Source organism: Geodermatophilus telluris (genome assembly GCF_900102745.1).
GTDB lineage: Bacteria > Actinomycetota > Actinomycetes > Mycobacteriales > Geodermatophilaceae > Geodermatophilus > Geodermatophilus telluris.
On sequence record NZ_FMZF01000002.1, the window covers coordinates 741,126 to 762,699 of the forward strand.

General features: G+C 77.1%; 21 protein-coding genes. 10 read left to right on the forward strand and 11 right to left on the reverse strand.

Annotated elements, in window-relative coordinates; all coding sequences use genetic code 11:
• Window positions 1–30: 30 nt before the first annotated feature.
• Window positions 31–867, forward strand: a complete 837-nt coding sequence (locus BLQ97_RS08790) for an alpha/beta fold hydrolase (protein WP_091365187.1) — start codon at window positions 31–33, stop codon at window positions 865–867.
• Window positions 868–967: 100 nt separating this feature from the next.
• Window positions 968–2,488, forward strand: a complete 1,521-nt coding sequence (locus BLQ97_RS08795) for a flavin-containing monooxygenase (protein ID WP_091365189.1) — start codon at window positions 968–970, stop codon at window positions 2,486–2,488.
• 71 nt (window positions 2,489–2,559) lie between these two features.
• Here the strand turns inward: BLQ97_RS08795 and BLQ97_RS08800 are convergent, their stop codons facing one another.
• On the reverse strand, window positions 2,560–3,012 hold the full coding sequence (locus tag BLQ97_RS08800) for a hypothetical protein (protein ID WP_091365190.1): 453 nt from the start codon (window positions 3,010–3,012) through the stop codon (window positions 2,560–2,562).
• An 81-nt stretch (window positions 3,013–3,093) separates the two neighbouring features.
• The gene (locus tag BLQ97_RS08805) at window positions 3,094–3,714 is read right to left on the reverse strand and encodes a TetR/AcrR family transcriptional regulator (RefSeq protein ID WP_091365192.1); all 621 of its coding nucleotides are present in this window, start codon (window positions 3,712–3,714) and stop codon (window positions 3,094–3,096) included.
• A 23-nt stretch (window positions 3,715–3,737) separates the two neighbouring features.
• Here BLQ97_RS08805 and BLQ97_RS08810 point away from each other — a divergent pair, with 23 nt between their 5' ends.
• From BLQ97_RS08810 to BLQ97_RS08835, 5 genes are all read left to right on the forward strand, one after another.
• Window positions 3,738–5,150 carry an NAD(P)-binding protein gene (locus BLQ97_RS08810; RefSeq protein ID WP_091365194.1) on the forward strand — a complete coding sequence of 471 codons (1,413 nt, stop codon included), beginning with the start codon at window positions 3,738–3,740 and terminating at the stop codon, window positions 5,148–5,150.
• 94 nt (window positions 5,151–5,244) lie between these two features.
• Window positions 5,245–8,097 carry an AfsR/SARP family transcriptional regulator gene (locus tag BLQ97_RS08815; protein ID WP_245691988.1) on the forward strand — a complete coding sequence of 951 codons (2,853 nt, stop codon included), beginning with the start codon at window positions 5,245–5,247 and terminating at the stop codon, window positions 8,095–8,097.
• 91 nt (window positions 8,098–8,188) lie between these two features.
• Entirely contained in the window at window positions 8,189–9,025 is an 837-nt protein-coding gene (locus BLQ97_RS08820) for a class I SAM-dependent methyltransferase (protein ID WP_091365198.1), read from the forward strand.
• 344 nt (window positions 9,026–9,369) lie between these two features.
• On the forward strand, window positions 9,370–10,083 hold the full coding sequence (locus BLQ97_RS08830; protein ID WP_175471647.1) for a hypothetical protein: 714 nt from the start codon (window positions 9,370–9,372) through the stop codon (window positions 10,081–10,083).
• Window positions 10,084–10,195: 112 nt separating this feature from the next.
• On the forward strand, window positions 10,196–10,861 hold the full coding sequence (locus BLQ97_RS08835; protein WP_091365203.1) for a DUF6518 family protein: 666 nt from the start codon (window positions 10,196–10,198) through the stop codon (window positions 10,859–10,861).
• 10 nt (window positions 10,862–10,871) lie between these two features.
• Here the strand turns inward: BLQ97_RS08835 and BLQ97_RS08840 are convergent, their stop codons facing one another.
• The 4 genes from BLQ97_RS08840 to BLQ97_RS08855 all read right to left on the reverse strand — a co-directional run bounded on the left by BLQ97_RS08840 (window position 10,872) and on the right by BLQ97_RS08855 (window position 13,929).
• A complete protein-coding gene (locus tag BLQ97_RS08840) occupies window positions 10,872–11,375 on the reverse strand; it encodes an inorganic diphosphatase (protein WP_091365205.1) in 504 nt (167 codons plus the stop codon).
• 117 nt (window positions 11,376–11,492) lie between these two features.
• On the reverse strand, window positions 11,493–11,939 hold the full coding sequence (locus BLQ97_RS08845; RefSeq protein WP_091365207.1) for a GAF domain-containing protein: 447 nt from the start codon (window positions 11,937–11,939) through the stop codon (window positions 11,493–11,495).
• Between the two features lie 149 nt (window positions 11,940–12,088).
• Window positions 12,089–12,388, reverse strand: a complete 300-nt coding sequence (locus BLQ97_RS08850) for a hypothetical protein (RefSeq protein ID WP_091365209.1) — start codon at window positions 12,386–12,388, stop codon at window positions 12,089–12,091.
• Window positions 12,389–12,462: 74 nt separating this feature from the next.
• On the reverse strand, window positions 12,463–13,929 hold the full coding sequence (locus tag BLQ97_RS08855; RefSeq protein WP_091365210.1) for a protein adenylyltransferase SelO: 1,467 nt from the start codon (window positions 13,927–13,929) through the stop codon (window positions 12,463–12,465).
• A gap of 117 nt (window positions 13,930–14,046) precedes the next feature.
• Here BLQ97_RS08855 and BLQ97_RS08860 point away from each other — a divergent pair, with 117 nt between their 5' ends.
• Window positions 14,047–14,877 (forward strand): SRPBCC family protein, encoded by an 831-nt coding sequence (locus BLQ97_RS08860; protein ID WP_091365212.1) that lies wholly within the window; start codon window positions 14,047–14,049, stop codon window positions 14,875–14,877.
• Window positions 14,878–14,937: 60 nt separating this feature from the next.
• Window positions 14,938–15,963, forward strand: coding sequence for an aldo/keto reductase (locus tag BLQ97_RS08865; protein ID WP_091365215.1), 1,026 nt, complete (start codon window positions 14,938–14,940; stop codon window positions 15,961–15,963).
• 63 nt (window positions 15,964–16,026) lie between these two features.
• Here the strand turns inward: BLQ97_RS08865 and BLQ97_RS08870 are convergent, their stop codons facing one another.
• The 3 genes from BLQ97_RS08870 to BLQ97_RS08880 form a co-directional block, all read right to left on the reverse strand.
• Window positions 16,027–17,265 carry a PRC-barrel domain-containing protein gene (locus BLQ97_RS08870; protein WP_091365216.1) on the reverse strand — a complete coding sequence of 413 codons (1,239 nt, stop codon included), beginning with the start codon at window positions 17,263–17,265 and terminating at the stop codon, window positions 16,027–16,029.
• Window positions 17,266–17,387: 122 nt separating this feature from the next.
• A complete protein-coding gene (locus BLQ97_RS08875; protein ID WP_217637105.1) occupies window positions 17,388–18,737 on the reverse strand; it encodes a reverse transcriptase family protein in 1,350 nt (449 codons plus the stop codon).
• Window positions 18,738–18,956: 219 nt separating this feature from the next.
• Window positions 18,957–19,202, reverse strand: a complete 246-nt coding sequence (locus BLQ97_RS08880; RefSeq protein ID WP_091365218.1) for a glutaredoxin family protein — start codon at window positions 19,200–19,202, stop codon at window positions 18,957–18,959.
• A 108-nt stretch (window positions 19,203–19,310) separates the two neighbouring features.
• Here BLQ97_RS08880 and galE point away from each other — a divergent pair, with 108 nt between their 5' ends.
• Window positions 19,311–20,279, forward strand: coding sequence for a UDP-glucose 4-epimerase GalE (gene galE / locus BLQ97_RS08885; protein ID WP_091365220.1), 969 nt, complete (start codon window positions 19,311–19,313; stop codon window positions 20,277–20,279).
• 142 nt (window positions 20,280–20,421) lie between these two features.
• Here the strand turns inward: galE and BLQ97_RS08890 are convergent, their stop codons facing one another.
• Together BLQ97_RS08890 and BLQ97_RS08895 are read right to left on the reverse strand one after the other, a co-directional pair.
• Complete coding sequence (locus BLQ97_RS08890) at window positions 20,422–20,808, reverse strand: VOC family protein (protein ID WP_175471676.1); 387 nt, start codon at window positions 20,806–20,808, stop codon at window positions 20,422–20,424.
• A gap of 61 nt (window positions 20,809–20,869) precedes the next feature.
• Complete coding sequence (locus BLQ97_RS08895) at window positions 20,870–21,574, reverse strand: PIG-L deacetylase family protein (protein WP_245691990.1); 705 nt, start codon at window positions 21,572–21,574, stop codon at window positions 20,870–20,872.

The following is a 21,574-nucleotide window of genomic DNA, read 5'->3' on the forward strand; positions in this document are numbered from 1 at the left end:
CTTCCGCCCCCTACCAGCGACGGAGACGCCATGACCGCCACGCCCACCACGCACGCCCCGCGGACCGTCCAGGTCGGCGACACCGCCGTCGCCGTCCAGGAGTACGGCGAGGGCGAGCCGCTGCTGATCGTCAACGGGACCACCCAGTCGCTGGGCTGGTGGGCCGAGATGGCGCCGGTCCTGGCCGGCCGGCACCGGGTGGTCACCTACGACCTGCGCGGCATGGGCGGGTCCGAGCGCGGCTCGGGGGAGATCAGCGTCGCCTCGCTGGCCGCGGACGCCCTGGGGCTGCTGGACGCCCTCGGCATCGAGCGGGCGCACGTCCTGGGCTACTCCCTCGGCAGCGCCATCGCCCAGGAGCTCGCGCTGGCCGCGCCCGAGCGGGTGGCCTCGCTCGTCCTCTACTGCACCTGGGCCCGCACCGACGGCTTCCAGCGGGCGGTCATCACCGGGCTGGCCCACCCGTGGCGCACCGGCGACATCGAGGCCGCGCTCGGGGCGCTCGGCATCGCGTTCTCCCCGCAGCTGCTCGACGACCCGCAGTTCGGCGAGATGATCGGGCAGATGCTGCCGCTGTTCCCGAGCACCGAGCAGCAGATCCGGACCACCGTCGAGCAGTGGGACGCCGACCTCGCCCACGACACGCTCGACCGGCTCGGTGGCATCACCGCGCCCACCCTCGTCGTCGCCGGGGAGCAGGACCTGCTCACCCCGCCGTGGCACGGCCGGCAGGTGGCCGAGGCCATCCCCGGCGCCGAGCTCGAGCTGTTCACCGGCCCGGGTTCCAGCCACGCGCTCGGCGTCGAGCGGGCCGAGGAGTTCCTCCCCCGCGTGCTCGCGTTCCTCGCCGAGCACCCGCTCGGCTGAGCAGGGGGCGGGCGGCCGGGATCGCCCGCGCCCCTTCTGAGGGGGCCTCCCGTATCGATACTGTGACGTGTACCACTCCACTCGCACGGGAGGTCCCCTCATGACGACGACTGCCGAACGGGCACCCGCCCCGGAGATCCGCAGCAGCGAGGAGGGCACACCCGAGCACGTCGACGTCCTCATCGTCGGTGCCGGGGTGTCCGGGATCGGTGCCGCGCACCACCTGCAGGAGCGGTTCCCCGACCGGTCGTTCGTCCTCCTCGACGCGCAGGACAACCGCGGCGGCACCTGGTGGACCCACCGGTACCCGGGCGTGCGCTCCGACAGCGACCTGTTCACCTACGGCTACCGGTTCAAGCCCTGGCGGGGCCCCTCGATCGCCGCGGGGGAGGAGATCCTGAACTACCTCGACGAGGTCATCGAGGAGGACGACCTCGCCGGGCACATCCGCTACCACCACAAGGTCACCGCGGCGCGCTGGTCGACCGAGGAGCGCCGGTGGACCGTGGACGTCACCCGCGGCGACACCGGCGAGCAGCTGCGCCTCACCACCGACTTCCTGTGGATGTGCCAGGGCTACTACAACCACGCCGAGCCCTACCGGCCGGAGTGGGAGGGGTTCGACCGCTTCCAGGGCGAGGTCATCCACCCACAGCAGTGGCCCCAGGACCTCGACCTCACCGGCAAGCGCGTCGTCGTCATCGGGTCCGGGTCCACGGCCGCCACGCTCATCCCGGCGATCGCCCAGGACGCCGAGCACGTGACGATGCTGCAGCGCTCGCCGTCCTACTGGCTCGCCCCGCCGCTGACCCACGAGCTCGCCGTCACCCTGCGCCAGCTCGACATCCCCGAGGACTGGACGCACGAGATCCTCCGGCGCGCCTACGCCGCCCAGTTCAACGAGCTGGCGCGGCTGTCGCACGAGGCGCCCGACGAGCTGCACGCCTTCCTCATGGACTCGATCACGCCGCTGCTCCCGGAGGGCTTCGACGTCGAGAAGCACTTCACACCCCGCTACCGGCCGTGGCAGCAGCGCATCGCGATCGTCCCGGAGGGCGACCTGTTCGCCGCGCTGCGGGAGGGCAAGGCCTCGATCGTCACCGACACCATCGAGACGTTCACCGAGAAGGGCATCCGGGTCGGCTCGGGCGAGGAGATCCCGGCCGACGTCGTCGTGACCGCCACCGGGTTCAACCTCTCGGCCTTCGGCGACGTCGACTTCACCGTGGACGGCGAGCCGGTCGAGTTCCCCGAGCGCGTCACCTGGCGCGGGATCATGATCACCGGCGTCCCGAACATGGCCTACGTGTTCGGCTACTTCCGGCACAGCTGGACGCTGCGCGCCGACCTCGTCAGCGACGTGGTGGTCCGGCTGTTCGAGACCATGCAGGCGAAGGGCGCCTCGATGGTGGTGCCAACGCTGCGGCCCGAGGACGCCGGCATGCAGATCCGGCCGTGGTCGGACCCGGAGAACTTCAACGCCGGCTACGTCCTGCGCTCGCAGCACGTGCTGTTCAAGCAGGGCGACCGGGAGCCGTGGACGCACATGCTCGAGCACGCCGAGGAGGCCGAGCTGCTGCCGAAGGCCGACCTGGAGGACGGCACGCTCGTCTACCGCTGAGGCCCGCGGGCGCCGGGTGCAGCAGCTGCACCCGGCGCCCGGACCCGTGTCGGCGGACGCTCAGTGAGCGGTCACGCCTGCCCGGGGGTGCCGCCCGACTTGGCCGGCGGGACGAGCGGGTCCGGCAGCGGGCCGCCGGCCTGGCTGTGGGCGTCCGTGCTGGTCACCGGCGGGGGCGGGGGCACCACGGCCTCGACGTCCCCGAGGAGGGTCGCCTCGCCCTCGATCCTCCCGGTGTCGGCGGTGCCGGTGCCGGTGCCGCTCGTCCCGGACCCCGAGCCCCGGGTGCCGGAGCCCCGGGTACCGGAGCCCTGCCCGCCGGAGGCCTGCTGGGTGAGCTTGTCGATGCTGCCCTGCAGCGGCGCCGGCGCGGCGGCTCGCGCCTGCTCCAGGGTCTGCTGCACCTCCGGCCGGCCCAGGAAGCCCTGGGTGGCCTGCACGATCTGCTCGTAGCGCTCGCGCCCGGCGCGCGCACCGAGCACGTAGCCGATCCCGAGCCCGAGTCCCAACGTCAGCTTGCCCACGGCTCTCCTCCTCCAGTCGTGCCCGTCCGGTCGGGACGGCGTCCTCGGAGGGATAGCGCGCGGGACCGGTCGGCAAACCGCTCAGGGTCGGTGGGCGTCGACCACCGTGCGCACCAGGGAGTCGCCGAGGTCGTCGGCGTCCCCCTCGAGCAGCCCCGCGTGCCGCAGCGCGGCCACGCCGTGGGTCACCGTCCAGCAGGCCTGCGCGAGGGCGTGCGCGTCGTCCGCCCGGAGCGTCCCGGCGTCCAGGCACTCCCGCGCCGCCTCGACCACCTGCCCGAGCGAGACCGCCCGGCCGGCCTCGCGGGTGGCCCGGCCGGGGGTGAAGCCGGGGATCGCCGGGCCGAACATGACCGAGAAGAACGCCGGTTCGGCGACGGCGAACCGGCGGTAGGCGCGCGCCGCCGTGACCAGCCGCCCCGGGTCGCCGGCCGGTGCCGGATCGGCCGCCAGGGCCGCGCGGACGGCATCGCCGAGCCGGCGGAAGCCCTCCCCGTACAGCGCGTCGGCGAGGCCGGGCTTGCCCCCGAACAGCGTGTAGACCAGCTGGGTCGAGCCGCCCGCGGCCGTCGCCAGCCGCCGCAGCGACAGCCCGTGCGGCCCCTCCTCGGCGAGCAACCGGGCCGCGACCTCGACGACGCGCGTGCGACGGTCCCGGTCGCCGCCGTGGTCGTCGTCGGCGATGCTGTATGACGCTGTCATGACACTGTTATAGCCTGTCCGCCATGCCGTCTGACGTCATCGACACCGACTACCTGGTCATCGGCGCGGGCGCCACCGGCCTCGCCTTCGCCGACACGCTGCTCGACGAGAGCGACGCGCACCTCACGATCGTCGACCGGCGCGGCAAGCCCGGCGGGCACTGGAACGACGCCTACCCCTTCGTCACGCTGCACCAGCCCTCGGCCTTCTACGGCGTCGACTCGACGGAGCTCGGCAGCGGCCGCAAGGACACCACCGGCCTCAACGCCGGCCTCTACGAGCTCGCGACCGGCGCGGAGATCTGCGGCTACTACGACCGCGTGGTGAGCACCCGCCTCGTCCCGAGCGGGCGGGTCACCCACCTGCCCATGAGCGAGTACGAGGGCGACGGGCGGGTCCGGTCGCTGCTGTCGGGCGCCGTCACGCAGGTGCGGGTGCGCCGCAAGGTCGTCGACGCGACCTACAACAGCCCGTCGATCCCCTCGACGCACACGCCGTCCTTCGCCGTGGCACCCGGGGTCCGGCTGGTGCCGCCGAACGCCCTGCCGGGACTGGCGGTGCACGCGGGACCGCCGCCGCGCCGGTTCACCGTGCTGGGCGGCGGCAAGACGGCCATGGACACCTGCGTGTGGCTCGTCCAGTCCGGCGCCGACCCGGACGCGATCACCTGGGTCGTCCCGCGCGACTCGTGGCTGATCAACCGGGTGACCACCCAGCCGGCGCCGGAGTTCTTCGACGAGGTCATCGGCGGGCAGGCCGACCAGATGGCCGCCTTCGCCGCGGCCACCTCCACCGAGGACCTGTTCCTGCGGCTGGAGGCCTGCGGCGCGGTGACGCGGATCGACCGCAGCCGGACGCCCGGCATGTTCCACCTCGCCACGGTGGCCCCCGGCGAGGTCGAGGTGCTGCGCCGCATCCGCCACGTCGTCCGGCTCGGACGGGTGCGCGCGCTCGAGCCCGGCCGCGCGGTCCTCGACCACGGGGAGGTGGCCACCGCACCGGACACGCTGTTCGTCGACTGCACCGCCTCGGCCGTCCGCCGCCGCCCGGTGCAGCCGGTGTTCCAGGGCGACCGGATCGTGCTGCAGATGCTGCGGCTGCCCCAGCCGGCGTTCAGCGCGGCGCTCACCGCCTGGGTCGAGGCGCACCACGACGACGAGGAGCAGCAGAACCGGCTGTGCGCGCCGGTGGCGTTCCCGCACACGCTCGACGACTACGCCGGCGCGACGATGACGACGATGCTGAACCAGTACCACTGGTCGCAGGACCGCGAGCTGCGCCGCTGGATCCGCGGCAGCCGCCTCGACGGGTTCGGCCGCCTGGTCGCCGGCGTCGGCCGCGACGACGCGCACGGGCAGGCCGTCCTCGCCCGCTACCGGGAGCAGGCGCTGGCCGCGATGGGCAACCTGCCCCGGCTGGCCGCCGCGGCCGGCTGACCGCCGACCGGGGGCGCAGGCACCTGTCCCGCGCCGCGGGGCGCCGCTAGGGTCGGCCGCGCCCGTGGCGGTCCGCGTGCAGGACGAGGCGGCGATGGCAGGCGCAGCACACGTGCACTTCCGGGTCCTCGGGCCGCTGTCGGTGGAGCGCGCGCAGGGGCCGGTCGCCGTCGGCGGGCACAAGCCGCGCACCCTGCTCGCCGCCCTGCTCGTCGCGCACGGCGAGGTGGTGTCCGCCGACCGGCTGGTCGCCGCGCTGTGGGGCGAGACCCCGCCCGACGGCGCCCTGACCGCGCTGCGCGCCTACGTCTCGCGGCTGCGCGGCGTCCTCGGGGACGCCGCGCCCCTCCGGTACCGGCCGCCCGGCTACTGCCTCGTGCTCGACGCCGCGACCCTCGACGCCGCCGAGTTCGAGCGGCGGGTCCGGACCGCGCGGGCCGCCGCGGCCGCCGGGGACCACGGGCGGGTGCTCGCCGAGCTCGACACCGCGCTCGGCCTGTGGCGGGGCGACGCGCTCGCCGAGTTCGCCGACGAGGAGTTCGCCGCCGCCGAGGCGGCCCGGCTCACCGAGCTGCGCACCGGCGCCGCCGCCGACCGCGCCGACGCGCTGGTGGAGCTGGGACGGGCCGCCGAGGCGGTGCCCGAGCTGGAGGCGCTGGTCCGCGCCCACCCGTCGTGGGAGCGGCCCGCGGTGAGCCTGATGCGCGCGCGGTACGCCACCGGGCGCCAGGCCGACGCGCTCGCCGCCTACCACGAGCTGCGCACCCGCCTCGACGACGAGCTGGGGGTGGAGCCGGCCGCGCCGGCCCAGGCGCTCTACCGGCGGATCCTCGTCCACGACCCCGGGCTGGCCGGCGCGCCGCCGCAGGGCAACCTCCCGCGGCGGGCCAGCGGCTTCGTCGGCCGCGGCCGGGAGGTGGAGCGCGTCCTCGCCGCGCTGCGCGCCGGGCCCCTGGTCACGCTGACCGGCGTCGGCGGGGCGGGCAAGTCCCGGCTCGCCGTCGAGGTGGCGGCGCGGGACCGGGACCGCTTCGACGACGGCGTCTGGCTCTGCGAGCTCGCCGGCCTGCCCGAGGGCGCCCCGGTCGGCGACGCGGTCGCCGCCGCCCTGGGCATCCGGCAGCGGTCGGGCCTGTCGGTCGAGCAGACGGTGCTGCACTACCTGCGCGAGCGCGCGCTGCTGCTCGTCGTCGACAACTGCGAGCACGTGCTGGCGCACGCCGCCCGGCTGGTCGGCGAGGTGGTGCAGCACTGCCCGCGGGTGGTGGTCCTGGCGACCAGTCGCGAGCCGCTGGCCGCCGACGGCGAGCAGGTGTGGCCGGTGCCGCCGCTGCCGCTGGAGGACGCCACGGCGCTCTTCGTGCAGCGGGCCCGCGCGGCGGCGCCGGACTTCCGCCTCGACGCGGCGGCCGCGGACGCCGTCGCCGCCATCTGCGGCCGGCTCGACGGGCTGCCGCTGGGCATCGAGCTGGCCGCGGCCCGGATGCGCGTGATGAGCCCGGTCGAGGTGGCCCGGCGGCTGGAGGACGCCCCGCTGCTGGGCGGCGGGCGTGGGCCGGTCGCGCGCCACCAGAGCCTGGAGGCCGCGATCGAGTGGTCCTACCGGCTGCTGCCCGAGCCCGAGCAGCGGCTCTTCCGCGGCATGTCGGTGTTCGCCGGCGGCGCCGACCTGCGCGCCGTGCACCGCGTCGTCGACCCGGAGGCCGCTGAGGACGACGTCCTCGACCGGCTGACCCGCCTGGTCGACCGCTCGATGGTCGTGGCGCGCAGCGGGGTGCACAGCCGCTACCGGCTGCTGGAGACGCTGCGGGCCTACGGCCGGGCGCGCACCGAGGAGGCGGGGGAGGACCGCGCGCTCGCCCGGCGGCACGTCGCCGTCCACGTCGACCTCGCCGAGCGGGCCGGCCGCGGGATGCAGGGCGCCGACGAGCGCGCGTGGGCGGAGGAGGGCCTCGCCGTCTACGACGACCTGCGGGCGGCCTTCACGCGGGCGGCCGCCGACCGGGACTGGGAGCCCGCGCTGCGGCTGGTGACGGCGGTGCCGGAGCTGGTGCACCTGCGCGTCGGCTACGAGGCCTACGCCTGGGCCGAGCAGCTGCTGCGCGTCGTGGACCCCGGCCACCCGCGGTACCCGGCCGCCGTCGGCGCCGCGGCCCGGGGCGCCTGGAACCGGGGCGACTTCGCCGTGGCCACCGCGACGGCGCGCCTCGCCGGGGGCCGGCTGCCGCCGCCCGGGACCCCGCGCATCGCCTTCCCGGGCGACGTGCTGGCCGACGTGGCGCTCTACGACGGCGACGTGGAGGCGGCGCTGCGGCACTACACCGCCGAGGCGGAGCGGGCCCGGGCCGACGGCGACCGCATCCGGCTGGTGTGGACCCTCTACTACGTCGCGGTGTGCCAGGCGGTCGGCCGGACGCCGGAGCGGGGGCTGGCGGCGGCGCGGGAGAGCCTGGAGGTGGCCGACGCGACGGCCAACCCGACGGCGCAGTCGATGGCCCGCTACGCCCTGGGGCTGGTGCTCAAGAAGGCCGAGCCCGACCGCGCCCTGGCGCTGTTCGACGAGGCGGGGGCGCTGGCCGCGGGCGTGCGCAACTTCTGGTGGCAGGGCATCGCCGAGATGGAGGCCGCGGCCACCCGGGCGGTGCACGGCGACCCGGTCGAGGCCGCCCGCGAGCTGGCCGCCGTCCTGGCGCACTGGGAGCGGGTCGGCGACGCCACCCAGCAGTGGCTCAACCTGCGCTACGTGGCCCGGCTGCTGCAGCGGGTCGACGCCGCCGAGGACGCCGCGGCCCTGCACGCCTGCCTGGTCGCGGCCGGCAAGCCCTCGCCGCTCGGGCCGCCGGACCCCGCCGTGCCCCGGCGCGACCCGCGGGCCGCCGAGGCCGCCGCCGTCGCGCTGGCCCGCTCCGCGCTGGGCCGGGTCGCGGCCCCGCCGGTGCGTGCATGAGCGCTGCACGCGCGGTGCAGCCGGTCTGCAACCCGGCCGCGCCACCGTCGTCGCACTGCGGGGACGACCCGCACGACGACAGGAGATCCAGATGACCGACACCATCGACGCCGTCGCCGCCGACCGGGCGCTCAAGGCCAAGCACCGGGCGGTGTGGGGGCTCGGGGACTACCCGTCGGTGGCCCGCGACCTCATCCCCGAGCTGGGCCGGGTCCTGGTCGCGGCCACCGGGGTGCGCCGCGGCGAGCGGGTGCTCGACGTCGCCGCGGGCACCGGCAACGCCGCCGTGCCCGCCGCGCTGACCGGCGCCGAGGTGGTCGCCTCGGACCTGACGCCGGAGCTGTTCCCCGCCGGCCGGGCGTTCGCGGCGCGGACCGGCGCCGAGCTGACCTGGGAGGAGGCCGACGCCGAGGCACTGCCGTACGCGGACGCGAGCTTCGACGTCGTCCTGTCCTGCGTCGGCGTGATGTTCGCGCCGCACCATCAGCAGGCCGCCGACGAGCTCGTGCGGGTGTGCCGGCCCGGCGGCCGCATCGGGCTGGTGAGCTGGACGCCGGAGGGCTTCGTCGGCGAGATGTTCCGGACCATGAAGCCCTACGCGCCCCCGCCGCCGCCCGGGGCGCAGCCGCCGCCGCTGTGGGGCGACGAGCAGCACGTGCGCGGGCTGCTCGGCGACCGGGTCACCGACGTCGTCGCGCGCCGGCAGTCGGTGACCGTCTCCGGCTACGCCTCGCCCGAGGCGTGGCGGGACTCCTGGAAGCAGGTCTACGGCCCGACGATCGCGACCTACCGGGCGATCGGCGACGACCCCGCCCGGGTGGCGGCGCTCGACCACGACCTGGCCGCGCTCGCCGAGCGGTACGACCGCGGCAGCGGGAGCACCGTCCTGGACTGGGAGTACCTGGTGCTGACCGCGCGCCGCACCTGACCGGCCCGGCCGTGACGCCGGTGGCCGTGCCCCGTTCGGCGGGGGGTGGGCCGGCGCGTCCGGCGGTGCTTCACTGACCGGGACGCCGGAGCGGCGGGCGGGCCCCGCCCGCCGCCCCGGCCGGTCGGTCCGCCGTCGAGTCCCTCGGGCGAGGAGCCGCAGATGGGCACGCTCACCGCTCCGCCGCCGTCCCGCACCGCCCGGTCCTCCGCACCACGGGCCCGGCCGTGCGTGGCGGGTGACATCGGTCCCGAGCGCCGGGAGATCGAGTGCGAGCCGGTGGCCGACCCGGTCCCGGCCCGGCCCGCCCCCGCGCCCCCCGTGCCGGCCCAGCCCGCTCCCGCGTGACCGCGCCTCCCCACCCCCCGGACCCCTCGCCGGCCCTGGTGGCCGGGGAGGTGCAGGGGTACCGGCGGTTCCGGCTCACCGACGACGGGCTCTGCCCGCCGGTGCACCTCGACGCCGGGCCCTGGAGCTGGCCGGTCGAGCGGGCCCGGTGCTCCGTCGACGCGGCGCACGTGCCGCCGCAGTGGGGGTGCGGCTGCGGGCTCTACGGCTGGTACCACCCCAGCCACACCGGCCTGGGGACCGGCTGGGGGAACGTGACGGCGGTGGTCGCTGCTCGGGGCCGGGTCGTCCTGGGCGACACCGGCTTCCGGGCGGCCGCCGCGCGGGTCGTCGCGGTCACCCTCCCGCGCGGCACCGGACCGCGCCGGCGGCGCCGGTGGGAGCGGGTGCTCGCCGAGCGCCACCCCGGGGTGGCGGTGTACCGGTCCCGGCGGCGCATGGTCCGCCGGCACCCGCCCGAGGACCTCTACGGGCTGGGCATCGAGGTCCGCCCCAGCACGGCCGTGCGCTGGCGCTGGACCGCCCTGGCGCTGTGGCTGTCCGGCGTCCTGGCCGTCTGCTCGGTGGCGGTGCTCCCGCGAGAGCTGGTCACCGGCCTGGGCGCGGCGGGGTGGCTCGGCGTCCTCGCCTGCTTCGTCGCGTGGCAGGTGGCCCTCGGCTGGCTGGTCTGCCGGGCGTGCCCGCTCCCCGCCGGGCCCGCCTGCGACTGACCCCGCGCCCCGCCGGGGACCGCGCTCGTGACACGCGGTCGGCTGTTTGCGGCCGGTCCTGCCGCCTGCCACGGTGCTTCGGCCCAGGTGCCGCCGGACGGGGGAGACGCGCGTGGACGGACGGGTCGGCGGGGCGCTCACGCACCCGCGGAGGGCGGCGGTCCCGCTGCGCCTCCTGGTCGCGGTCAGCGCCGGTGTGCTCACCGGGGGCCTCGCCGCGTGGGCCTACCACGACGACGTCCTCCGCCCGCTGTCGCACGTGTTCCTGCTGTGGACCGCGACGATCGCGCTGCTCAGTGCCCGGCAGCCGTGGCGGCGGGCCGTCGTCGTGTCGTCGGTGACTCTGCTGGCCGCGGTGCTCGCCTTCTACGTGGGCAAGCAGGTGGTCTACGGGATCGAGTACCCCGGCATGCCGTACGCACTGGACACCGGACAGGTACTGCAGTGGCTGGTGCTGGCCGTCGTCGCCGGCGCGGTGCTCGGGGTGGCCTTCGCGGGCATCGGCACCCCGGGCCGCGCCGGCTCGATCGGGACCGCCGCGGCCCTCGGGCTGCTCGTGGCCGACGCGTACCGGCGCGCCTCCTCCTACCCGGCCGAGGCACCGGTGGTCGTCACCGCCGCGGTCCTGGCGGCGGCCGCGGTCCTGGCGGTGGCACTGCGGTCACCGCGCCAGCTGCCCGGCATCGCCGCGTGGACGGTGCCGGCGGTGCTGGCTGGTCTCGTGCTCGTGTCGGCTCCCGACCTCCTCGAGCAGCTCCTCCTGACCGGCCGCCCGTGACCGGCCGCCGTCAGCCGGCGGTGCCGGCCTGCTCGGCGTACCGGCGGCGGGCGTCCTCCAGCGCCTCGACCGCCTTCGCCCTGCGCTCCCAGCCCCGGCCGCGGGCCTCGGCCGACTTGTCCGGCGCGAGGGCCTCGTAGATCTCGAAGAAGTGCCAGATCTCGGCGATCTGGTGCATCGGCACGTCCTCGAGCTCCTGCAGGTGCTGCTGCCGCGGGTCGTCCGCGGGCACGCACAGCAGCTTGGCGTCCGGCCCGCGCTTGTCGTCCACCCAGAACACCGCGATGACCCGGGCGCGGACCAGGCAGCCGGGGAAGGTGGGCTCGCCGAGCAGCAGCAGCGCGTCGATGGGGTCGCCGTCCTCGGCGATCGTCTCGGGCACGAAGCCGTAGTCGCCGGGGTAGCCGGTCGCGGTGAACAGCATCCGGTCCAGCCGGATGCGGTCGAGCCGGTGGTCGTACTCGTACCTGTTCCGGGAGCCCTTCGGCACCTCGACGATCACGTCGGCTTCCACGGACGTCCTCCTCCGGTGCGCGGGTCCCGGTACCGGCGAGGCCGGCCGCGGCCCGACCCTGGCCCGGTGCCCGCCCGGTGGCAACTCGACCCGGCCGGCGGCCGCCTGCGGCAGGGGTCAGGCGGGCGGCGACACCAGGCCGGTGACGTCGCCGGCGAGCTCCACCAGCCGGTCGCACTGCTCCAGGGACAGCGCGCGGGGCTGCTCGTCGAAGACGCACAGCGTCCCGATGGTCGAGCCGCCGACGACGAGCGGGGCGCTGGCGTAGCCGCGCACGCGGGCGCTGCGGCCGTCGACCCACGGGTTGCCGGTGAACCCCGGCTCCTCGGCGAGGTCGGTGAAGGCGTAGACGTCGGCCGCGGCGCCGGTCACCTGGGCGCAGATCGAGTCCGCGAGCGGGGTGTCGGCGTCGGTGAACCCGTGGCTGCCGACCTGCCGCTGCCGGTCGCCGTCGAACAGGTTCACCGTCGCCCTCGGCATGCCAGTGGCCGCGGCGGCGGCCCGGACCAGCTCGCCGAGCTGTGCGGTGGGTGCCGGGGCGGCGCCCGTCTGGTGGTCGGTCACCGGGGTGTCCTCTCGTCGGCGGTGGGGATCTCGCCGAGGGGATCGGCCGGTCCCGTGGACGACTTGAGCGACCACCCGCCGGCACAGACGCCCGCCGCCCGGTGCCTGAGGGGGCACCGGGCGGCGGGAGGAGCGGAGCGCGCTGCGGCTCAGGCCGCCGCGGGGTGGTGGTGGCAGCGGCCACCGCTGGTGGCGCGGGCGGCGCAGGGGGCGCCGGCCCGGGTCACGCCGCCGCTGTCGCCGCAGCGGGCCGGGCCGGCGGGCCGCTCGACGACGACGGGACGGGGGAAGGCCAGGACGACGGCGTCGGGGCCCTCGGCCGGGGCGGCCGGGAGCGGCTCGGCGGCGGGGGCCGGCGCGGCGCGCCGGGTGGCCCGGCGCAGGAGGGAGGCGGCGGCGAGGCCGGCGGCGAAGGAGGCGAGGGCGGTGGCGAGGTGGCTGGCGCGCATGCCCGGTACATCGGCGGTCCGGGCACCCGGTGGGACCCGCACGCCCCACCCGTCCCACCCGTCGCCCCGGCCGGTCAGGTGCCGCAGAAGGTCGTGTAGGCGCCGAAGGACTCCGGCGCCGGACCGGCGTACCGCTCCAGGCCCGGGCGCTCCTCGAACGGCCGGGTGACCGCGTCGAGCAGCCGGTGCAGCGGGTCGAGGTCGCCGTCCGACGCGGCGGCCAGCGCCTCCTCGACCAGGTGGTTGCGGGGCACGTAGACCGGGTTGACCCGGTCCATCGCGTCGGCGTCCGGGCCGAGCGCCCGCCACCGCGCGAGCCAGCCGTCGATCCCGGCCAGGTCGAGGAACAGCTCCCGCGTCGGCTCGGCCGCGCCGCGCGCCGCGCCCGACAGGCCGCGGGAGAAGGAGGTGAGGTCCACCCGGCCGGCGGCGAGCAGCGCCAGCAGGTCGTCGTACAGCGCCCGCGCCACCTCCTCCTCCAGGCCCTCGGGGAGGCCCAGCTTGGCCCGCATCCCGTCGGACCAGGCGGCGTTGTACGCCGGGCGGAACCCACCGAGCGACGCCACGGCCACCTCGACCGCCGCGTCCTGCTCGTCGGCCAGCAGCGGCAGCAGCGCCTCGGCGAAGCGGGCGAGGTCCCACTCGGCGACGATCGGCTGGTTGCCGTAGGCGTAGCGCCCGCCGACGTCGATCGAGCTGTAGACCGTCGCCGGGTCGAACGCGTCGAGGAACGCGCAGGGGCCGTAGTCGATGGTCTCGCCGGAGACGGTCACGTTGTCGGTGTTCATCACCCCGTGCACGAACCCGACGAGCATCCACCGCGCCACCAACGAGGCCTGGGCGGCCACCACCGCGTCGAACAGCGCGACGTACGGCTGCGGCGCGTCGGCCGCCGCGGGGTGGTGCCGGGCGATGGCGTGGTCGGCGAGCCGGCGCAGCAGGTCGGCGTCGCCGGTGGCCCGCGCGTACTGGAAGCTGCCCACCCGCAGGTGGCTGGCCGCCACCCGGGCGAGGACGGCGCCGGGCAGCAGCGTCTCGCGGCGCACCGGCCGGCCGGTGGCGACGACCGCCAGCGACCGCGTGGTCGGGATGCCCAGGGCGTGCATCGCCTCGCTGACGACGTGCTCGCGCAGCATCGGCCCGAGCGCGGCCAGGCCGTCGGCGCCGCCGCGCGCGAACGGCGTCCGCCCCGACCCCTTGAGCGCCAGGTCCCGCAGCCGGCCCCCGGCGTCGGTGAGCTCGCCGAGCAGCAGCGCCCGGCCGTCACCCAGCCGCGGCACGAAGCCGCCGAACTGGTGCCCGGCGTAGGCCTGCGCCACCGGGGTGGCGCCCTCGGGGACGGCGGTGCCGGTCAGCAGGCCGACGCCGTCGGGGCCGCGCAGCCACGACGGGTCCAGGCCGAGCTCCGCGGCCAGCGGCTCGTTGAGCACGAGCAGCCGCGGGTCGGGGGCGGCCTCGGCCTGCCACGGGACCGCCATCTCCGGCAGCTCGCGGGCGAAGCGGTCGCTCAGGGTGACGGTCGGCGGCGGGGCGACACTCACCCCACGACGGTACGTCCGATCCGCCACCACAGTGGAACGGATCCGTGCTTCGTCGGCTCTGACCTCGGGTAACGCCCCGACCGCGATGTCGGAACGTCCTGCGACGGAGGAAGCACGATGACCACGAAGGTCGAGAAGTCGATCCAGGTCGACGTACCGGTGACCACGGCCTACAACCAGTGGACGCAGTTCGAGGACTTCCCGCACTTCATGGGCGGCGTGAAGGAGGTCCGCCAGCTCACCGACGACCGGATGCACTGGGTCGCCGAGATCGCCGGCGTCCGGCGCGAGTGGGAGGCCGCCGTCCTCGAGCAGGACCCCGACCGCAAGGTCGCCTGGGCGGCCACCAGCGGCGCGACCAACGCCGGCGCCGTCCGGTTCGAGCCCGCCGGGCCGAGCTCGACGATCGTGTACCTGGAGCTGGAGTACGAGCCCGAGGGCCTGGTGGAGCAGGTGGGCGACAAGCTCGGCATCGTCGGGCGGCAGGCGCAGTCCGACCTCGAGCGGTTCAAGCAGCTCGTGGAGAGCCAGGGCTACGCCAGCGGCGCCTGGCGCGGCTCGGTCAACGAGCACGTCGACGTCGGCACCCCCACCACCGCCGACGCGTACGGCTCGCACGGTGACAAGGGCAAGGCCGGCGTCTCGGGCGCGGCGGTCGCCGCCGGCGTGGCCGCGGTCGCGGGCGCCGCGGCGGCCGGGGTGGCCGCGGCGACGTCGTCGTCCGGGAGCCGGCAGGAAGAGGTGCCGGCGCAGCCCACGGAGGGCGTCGTCCAGCCGCAGGAGGTGACCGTCGTCGAGCAGCCGCCGCCGGACGTGGTGGTGCGCGACGACGTGCTGGTCCCCGAGTCGGGCTCCGAGGGGTACACCGCGACGTCGTCCACCGAGGGCGTCGAGCACGACGTGCGGCGCGACGGCGACGACCCGATGATCGGCGGCGGCAACCGCTGACCGCACCCGGTGGCCGGGAGGGACGCAGGTCCCTCCCGGCCACCGTCACGAGGAGGACCCGTGGAGTACCGCACGCTCGGCCGCAGCGGCTGCGCCGTCTCGGCTCTCGCCCTGGGCACGATGACCTTCGGCGCGGAGACCGACGAGGCGGGGGCGCACGAGCAGCTCGACGTGTTCGTCGAGGCCGGCGGCACCCTGGTCGACCTCGCCGACGTCTACTCCGCCGGCGCGGCCGAGGAGATCACCGGGCGCTGGCTGGCCGCGCGGCCGGCCGAGGTGCGCGACCGCGTCGTCCTCGCCACCAAGGGCCGGATGCCGATGGGGGAGGAGCCCAACGCCGTCGGCAACTCCCGCCGCCACCTGCGCCGCGCGCTCGACGACTCGCTGCGCCGGCTGGGCGTCGACCACGTCGACCTCTACCAGCTGCACGCCTGGGACCCGCTCACCCCGCTCGAGGAGACGCTGCGCTTCCTCGACGACGCCGTCCGTGCGGGCAAGATCGGCTACCCGGGCCTGTCGAACTTCCTCGGCTGGCAGGTGCAGAAGGCCGTGGACCTCGCCGAGCGCGAGCACCTCGCCGTCCCGGTGACCCTGCAGCCCTCCTACAGCCTGCTCGTGCGGCAGGTGGAGTTCGAGATCGTGCCCGCCTGCCTCCACAACGGCCTCGGCCTGCTGCCCTGGGGCCCGCTCGGTGGCGGCTGGCTGTCGGGGAAGTACACCCGCGACCAGCGCCCGTCGGGGGCGACGCGGCTCGGCGAGGACCCGGCCCGCGGCATGGAGGCCTACGACCGGGTCGGCGAGCGGGAGCGCACCTGGGACGTGCTCGAGGCGGTGCAGGACGTGGCCGAGGCCCGCGGGGCGTCCATGGCGCAGGTGGCGCTGGCCTGGCTGGCCGCCCGGCCGGCGGTGACCTCGGTGATCCTCGGCGCCCGCACGGTGGAGCAGCTGCGCGGCAACCTGGCCGCCGCCGACGTCGTGCTGGACGACGACGAGACGGCCCGCCTCGACGCGGTCAGCGACCCCGGCGCGGCCGACTACCCCTACGGCGAGATCGGCGTCGAGCAGCGCACCCGAGTGCTGCCCTGACCGCGGCGCGGGAACCCGGCACCCACCCGGGCACCGGGTCCCCGCGGTACTGCTGACGCGGTCCTACTGCCGGCCGGTGAGCCGGCCCGCGGTCTGCACGATCTGCTCGTAGCGCGGCCGCCCGGCCTGGGCGCCGAGCACGTAGCCGGCACCGAGGCCCGCGCCCAGGGAGGCCATCCGCACGACCCGCTTCCCGCGCTTGCGCGCCCGGTGGCCGGCCTTGGCGACCGCCTCGGGGACCTCCTCGACGGCCCGCTCGGCGCGCAGCGCGGCACGCAGGCCGCTCTGCCCGAGCTCGGCGCCGGCCTCGGCCGCCCTCGACAGGGCGGTCACCGCGAGCCCGGCGCCGGCGTCGACCGCCCGCAGCGCCGCCCCGGTCCCGGCGCTCGCGCCGCGCTGCAGGGCGGTGCCGGTCGTGGTCAGCAGCGGGCCGGCCTGCGCGGCGGCCTCGGCCGCGCGGGCCCGCACCACCGGGGCGACCACGGCCGCCTGCTGCCCGACCGCCACGGCCGCGCGGCTCACCGAGTCCACCCCGGCGCGCGACGCCGTCCCGACCGCCTGCGCGGCGTTCGACGCCAGCGGCGCCACCGACGCCGAGAGCTGCGCCAGCCGGGCCCGGCCCGCCGTCGCCTGCGCCGCGGTCTGCCGCCGGGCCCGCCGGCCCACGCGCCCGGCCTGCCGGGACGCCCGCCGTGTCGTCCGCCGTGAGACCCGGCCGGCCCGCCGCGACACCCGCGCCGCCGGCCGCTGCCGGCGACGCGTGAGAGAGAAGACCGTGGCGCCCAGCGCGAGCACCGCGGCCACCGCGGCGGCCACCTGCCCGCCGCGCCCGGCCGACCGGTCGGGGGCCGAGCCGTCGCGGCCGAAGTCGCGGTCGCCCGGCTGGGCCACCGGCGGCGGGGGTTCCGTGGGCAGCGCCTCGGGGTCGCGCGGCGCGACCGGCGCGGGCTCGGCCTCCGTGGCCGGCAGCACGCTCTCCGACGCCTCGGTCGAGTACTGGATGCCGTAGTGCCGGTAGAGCTCGGCCTCCTGCTCGGTGGTGAGCCGGCGGCTCTCGCCGTACCGCGGCGCGGCGAGCACGGCGGTGCGCTCGACGGTCACCCGCACCCGCCCGCCGTCGTCGGCGGCGTCGACCAGCGGCACCGCGACGACGGCGTCGTCCACCTCGGCGTACATCCACTCGGGCGCGCCGGTGTCGTCGTCGGCGAGCAGGTGCGTGACCCGGCCGATCTCGGTCCCGTCGCGCCCGACCACCGTCCTGCCGACCCACTCGCGCACGGAGTCCCGGTCGGGGAGTGCCATCGTCGCCTCCCGGCTGAGTTCGCGGCGGCGCCCGGGTGGCCCGCCTCGTCCCGCGCCGCCGTACCCCTCCGACCTGGGCCCAACCGGAACCGGGCGGGACGCGACCTGCGGTGAGGACGCGGCTACGACGGGGCTGCGCTCCAGTCGACGCGCTCGGCGAGGGCGTGCAGGCGCGCGCCGAGCACGGGGTCGACCGACGACGCCCAGGCCACCCGGCCGAGGACGGCGTCGCGGAAGGTCGCCGGGTCCGCATCGCGCACCTGGCTCGCCCACCCGTGCACCGCGCAGTTGTGCAGCAGCGCCCGCAGCGCGTCCCGCTCCGGCCGGGGCAGGGTGGGCCGCACGTTGACCACGGCGCCCAGCACCTGCTGCCGGCGTCCCGACCCGGCCGTGCGGGTCTTGCCCGGGTGCACGCGGAAGCCCTCGTCCGCGGCGACCGCCGTGACCCGGTCGGCGAAGCGGTCCCGGCGCAGCGCCGCGCCGCCGCTGAACGTGAGGTCGTCGACGTAGCGCGTGTAGACCGCGCCCGATGCCGCGGCCAGGCCGGCCAGCCGGCGGTCCAGGCGGGCGCAGACCAGGTTGGCCAGCGCCGGTGAGGTCGGCGCACCCTGCGGCAGGTGGGGCACGGCCAGCCGCCGTCCCAGCCGGTGGTGGCGGTCGCGGCCGGCCGGGTCGGCGGGCACCGGTACCCGCCGCCACACCGCCACGGGCACCACGGTCGTGGCCAGGCCGGTCAGCGCGTGCGCCACCGGCTCGGTCAGGCCGGCCACCCCCTGCAGCAGCCCCCACACCCGCCCGGCCGGGATGCCGGCGAAGAAGCCCTCGAGGTCCATGCCGAGGACGACGTCGGCGCCGGCGTGCGGCAGCGCCGCCGTCCGCACCGACCGCCCGCGCACGCACCCGTGCGCCGCCGGGTGCACCGGCAGCGGCGCGAGCACGTGCCGCAGCACCCGGCGCTGCGCCTCGCGCAGCCGCGGCTTCGGGGCGGCCAGCAGCCGGACCCCGCCCGCCGGGCGGGGCACGGTCCGCCAGCGGTAGTGCCGCAGCGGCGCGTCGGCGGTGCGCTCCCACGAGCGGACGTCGGTGAGCCAGGCCAGCTCGCCCTGGTCGACGTCGAGCAGGCGGGCGAGCGCGGCCAGGTCGGGCAGGTCGGCCACCGGGGCGCGCACCCGGACGGTGCGGGTGGGCACCGGCTGACGGCGCACCACCCGCGGCCGGACGTCGGCGGCCTGGCCGCGCGCCCAGCCCTCCGTCGTCCGCACGAAGGCGGCCAGCTCGCGCGGGCGGTCGGCGGGGGCGTCCCGGTACGCGGCCAGCACCTCGGCGACCAGCGTCCCCACCCAGCGCGCCGCCCGGGCCTGGCCCAGCGCGACGGCGACCCGGCGCACCGCGTCGCGCCGTCGCCAGGGCCCGGCCAGGAGTGCGGTGGCGATGCCGGAGGCGGTCGCGGCGGCCTGGCGGGGGCGGGTCACCGGGGTGCGCGGCGGGGCGGGCAGCCGCTCCCTGTGGGAGGCGCCGGTGCGTGCGCGGAGCGCGCCGTCCGGCGGGTGGTGCCGATGGTGGCCATGGCGGACAGCCCCGGGGTCGCCCCGGGAGACCGGCCGGTGCCGGTCGTCCTGCCCGTCCCGCCGCACACGCCGCGCACGGTAGCGGCACCGGCGGGTCCCGGGCGCGGTCGCCGGACCCGGCCGTCAGGCGCGGACGGCCTCCCGGACCTCCCGCAGCGACGGGTTGGTCAGGTAGCGCCCGCCGACGACCACGGTCGGTGAGACCTCCCAGCCCTCGGGGTGGTGCGCGCGGACGGCCGCGGCACCGTCCGGGTCGTCGGCGAAGCGCACCGAGCGGTGCGGGAAGCGGGTCAGCGCCATCTGCGCCCGCAGCCTCGCCGAGTGGGGACAGCCCGGCCTGTAGTAGACGGTGACGGCCCGGTCGCCCATGACGGCTCCTCTCGCGCCTGCGCCCGGCAGGGTCCTCCGCTGACCCCGTCGGGGCAAGCGGACCGCCCCGGTCTCGCGGTGCGGCGGGCCGCGGGGCAGGGTGGAGCCGTGAGCTGGCTGGTCACCGGGGGCGCGGGGTACGTCGGGGCGCACGTCGTGCACGCCATGGTGGCGGCGGGGGAGCAGGTGGTCGTCCTCGACGACCTGTCGACCGGCGACGCCGGCCGGCTGACCGGGCTGCCGCACGTGCCGGTGGAGATCGGCTCCGTGCGCGACCGCGGGATGGTCCGGCGGGTGCTGCGCGAGCACGGCGTGACCGGGGTGGTGCACCTGGCGGGGAAGAAGCAGGTCGCCGAGTCGGTGGCCGACCCGCTGCTCTACTGGGCCGAGAACGTCGAGGGCACGGTGGCGCTGCTCGAGGGCTGCCGGGCCAAGGGCGTCAGCCGCGTCGTCTTCTCCTCCAGCGCCTCGGTCTACGGCACGCCCGACGTCGAGCGGGTCGACGAGGACACCGTCTGCCGCCCGCTGTCGCCCTACGGGCGCACCAAGCTGGCCGGCGAGGACCTGCTGCGCGACTGCGCGACCTGGGGCCTGGCCGCCACCAGCCTCCGCTACTTCAACGTGGCCGGTGCCGCGGCTCCCGAGCTCGGCGACCGGGGGGCGGCGAACCTGGTGCCGCTGGTCTTCGCCGCGCTCGACGCCGGCCGGCCGCCCCAGCTCTTCGGCGACGACCACCCCACACCCGACGGCAGCCCGGTGCGCGACTTCGTGCACGTCTCCGACGTCGCCGACGCCCACGTGGCGGCCGCCCGCGCGCTGGCCGCCGGCCGGCCCGGCGGCACCTACAACGTGGGCCGCGGTGAGGGCAGCAGCGTGCGGGAGGTGCTGCGCGTCGTCGCGGAGGTCACCGGCGGGGACACCGCGCCCGAGGTCGTCGGCCGCCGTCCCGGGGACCCCCCGCGGGTGGTGGCCGCCGTGGACCGGATCGGCCGCGACCTCGGCTTCCGGGCCACCCGCGACCTGCGGGAGATGGTCACCAGCGCGTGGACCGCCTGGCGGGCGCTGCAGCCGCTGTAGTGCTCCTGCGGACGGTCGTGCTCTGCCCCCGCGGACGGGGCAGAGCACGACCGTCCCACCGGAGGCAGTCGTGCTCTGACCACGGGTGTGTGCAGAGCACGACCGCGCCGCGGACACCGGTACCGCGGCCGGAGCGCCCAGGTCAGAAGGCGTCCCCGGTCCGCCAGGCCATCTCCTGCAGGGTCAGCGTGTTGCCGTCGGGGTCGGCGAACCCGGCGTAGCGGACCCCGCCGCCCACGTCGACGACCTCGCCGACCTCCACCCCGCGGGCCACCAGGTCGGCGCGGGCCGCCTCGACGTCGGCGACCACGAGGTGCAGGCCGCGGACGGTCCCGGGGGTCCCCTCGTAGGCGGGGACCCCGGTGCCGAAGCCGATCGAGCAGGCCGAGCCCGGCGGGGTCACCTGGACGACGCGGACGCCGTCGGCCGGCCGCACGTCGACGTCCTCGGTGCAGCCGAGCCGGTCGACGTAGAACGCCTTGGCGCGGTCGACGTCGGCGACCGGGACCGGCACCAGTTCCAGCTTCATCTGCACGGGGAGCTCCTCTGCGGGGGGTGGACGGAGGACGGACGGCCGGGGCCCGCACGGCTCACCGGTGCCGACCGGCCAGCTCCCGGGCCCGTGTGTCGCCGAGCAGCACCTCGGGCAGCCCGGCCAGCGCCGCGCGCATCCCGTCGGCCCCGCCGAACTGGAAGCCGAGCTGGGTCGTGTAGCAGGCGCAGGCGTCGGCCCGCCGGACGTGGTCCTGCGGCAGCTCGACCGGGGTCAGCCCGGCCGGCAGGTCGGGCCCGGGGACGGCGGCCGGGTCGCGCAGCACGTAGGGCGAGTCGCGCCACCACAGCACCGGGCGGCCGGTGCCGGCGACGGCGCGCAGCACCTGCAGGTGGTCGACGTGACCGCCCAGCGCCTGTGGGGCCAGCCACAGGTCGCCGGGCAGGCCGGCCAGCGCCGCCCGCACGTCCCGCCACGCGTCGTCGTGGGGGTGCACGCCGGCGAACAGGTCGGCCGCGCTGTCGTACCCGCGGTGCGGGGCCTCGGGCAGGTCCAGGTGCAGCGGCGTGGCGCCCAGCACCGCCATCGCGGCGGCGTCCTCGTCGCGGCGGAGGGACATGTAGTCGACGTCGGCCGGCAGTCCCTTGTCCAGCTGGCAGGCCAGCGCGAAGCCCTCGGGGTCGGGCACGCTGCGGGTGAAGCAGGTGACCACGGTGACCTCGTGCCCGGCGTCGGCGAGCGCGGCCAGCGTGCCGCCGACGGAGAACGCGGCGTCGTCGAGGTGCGGGCTGACCGCGGTCAC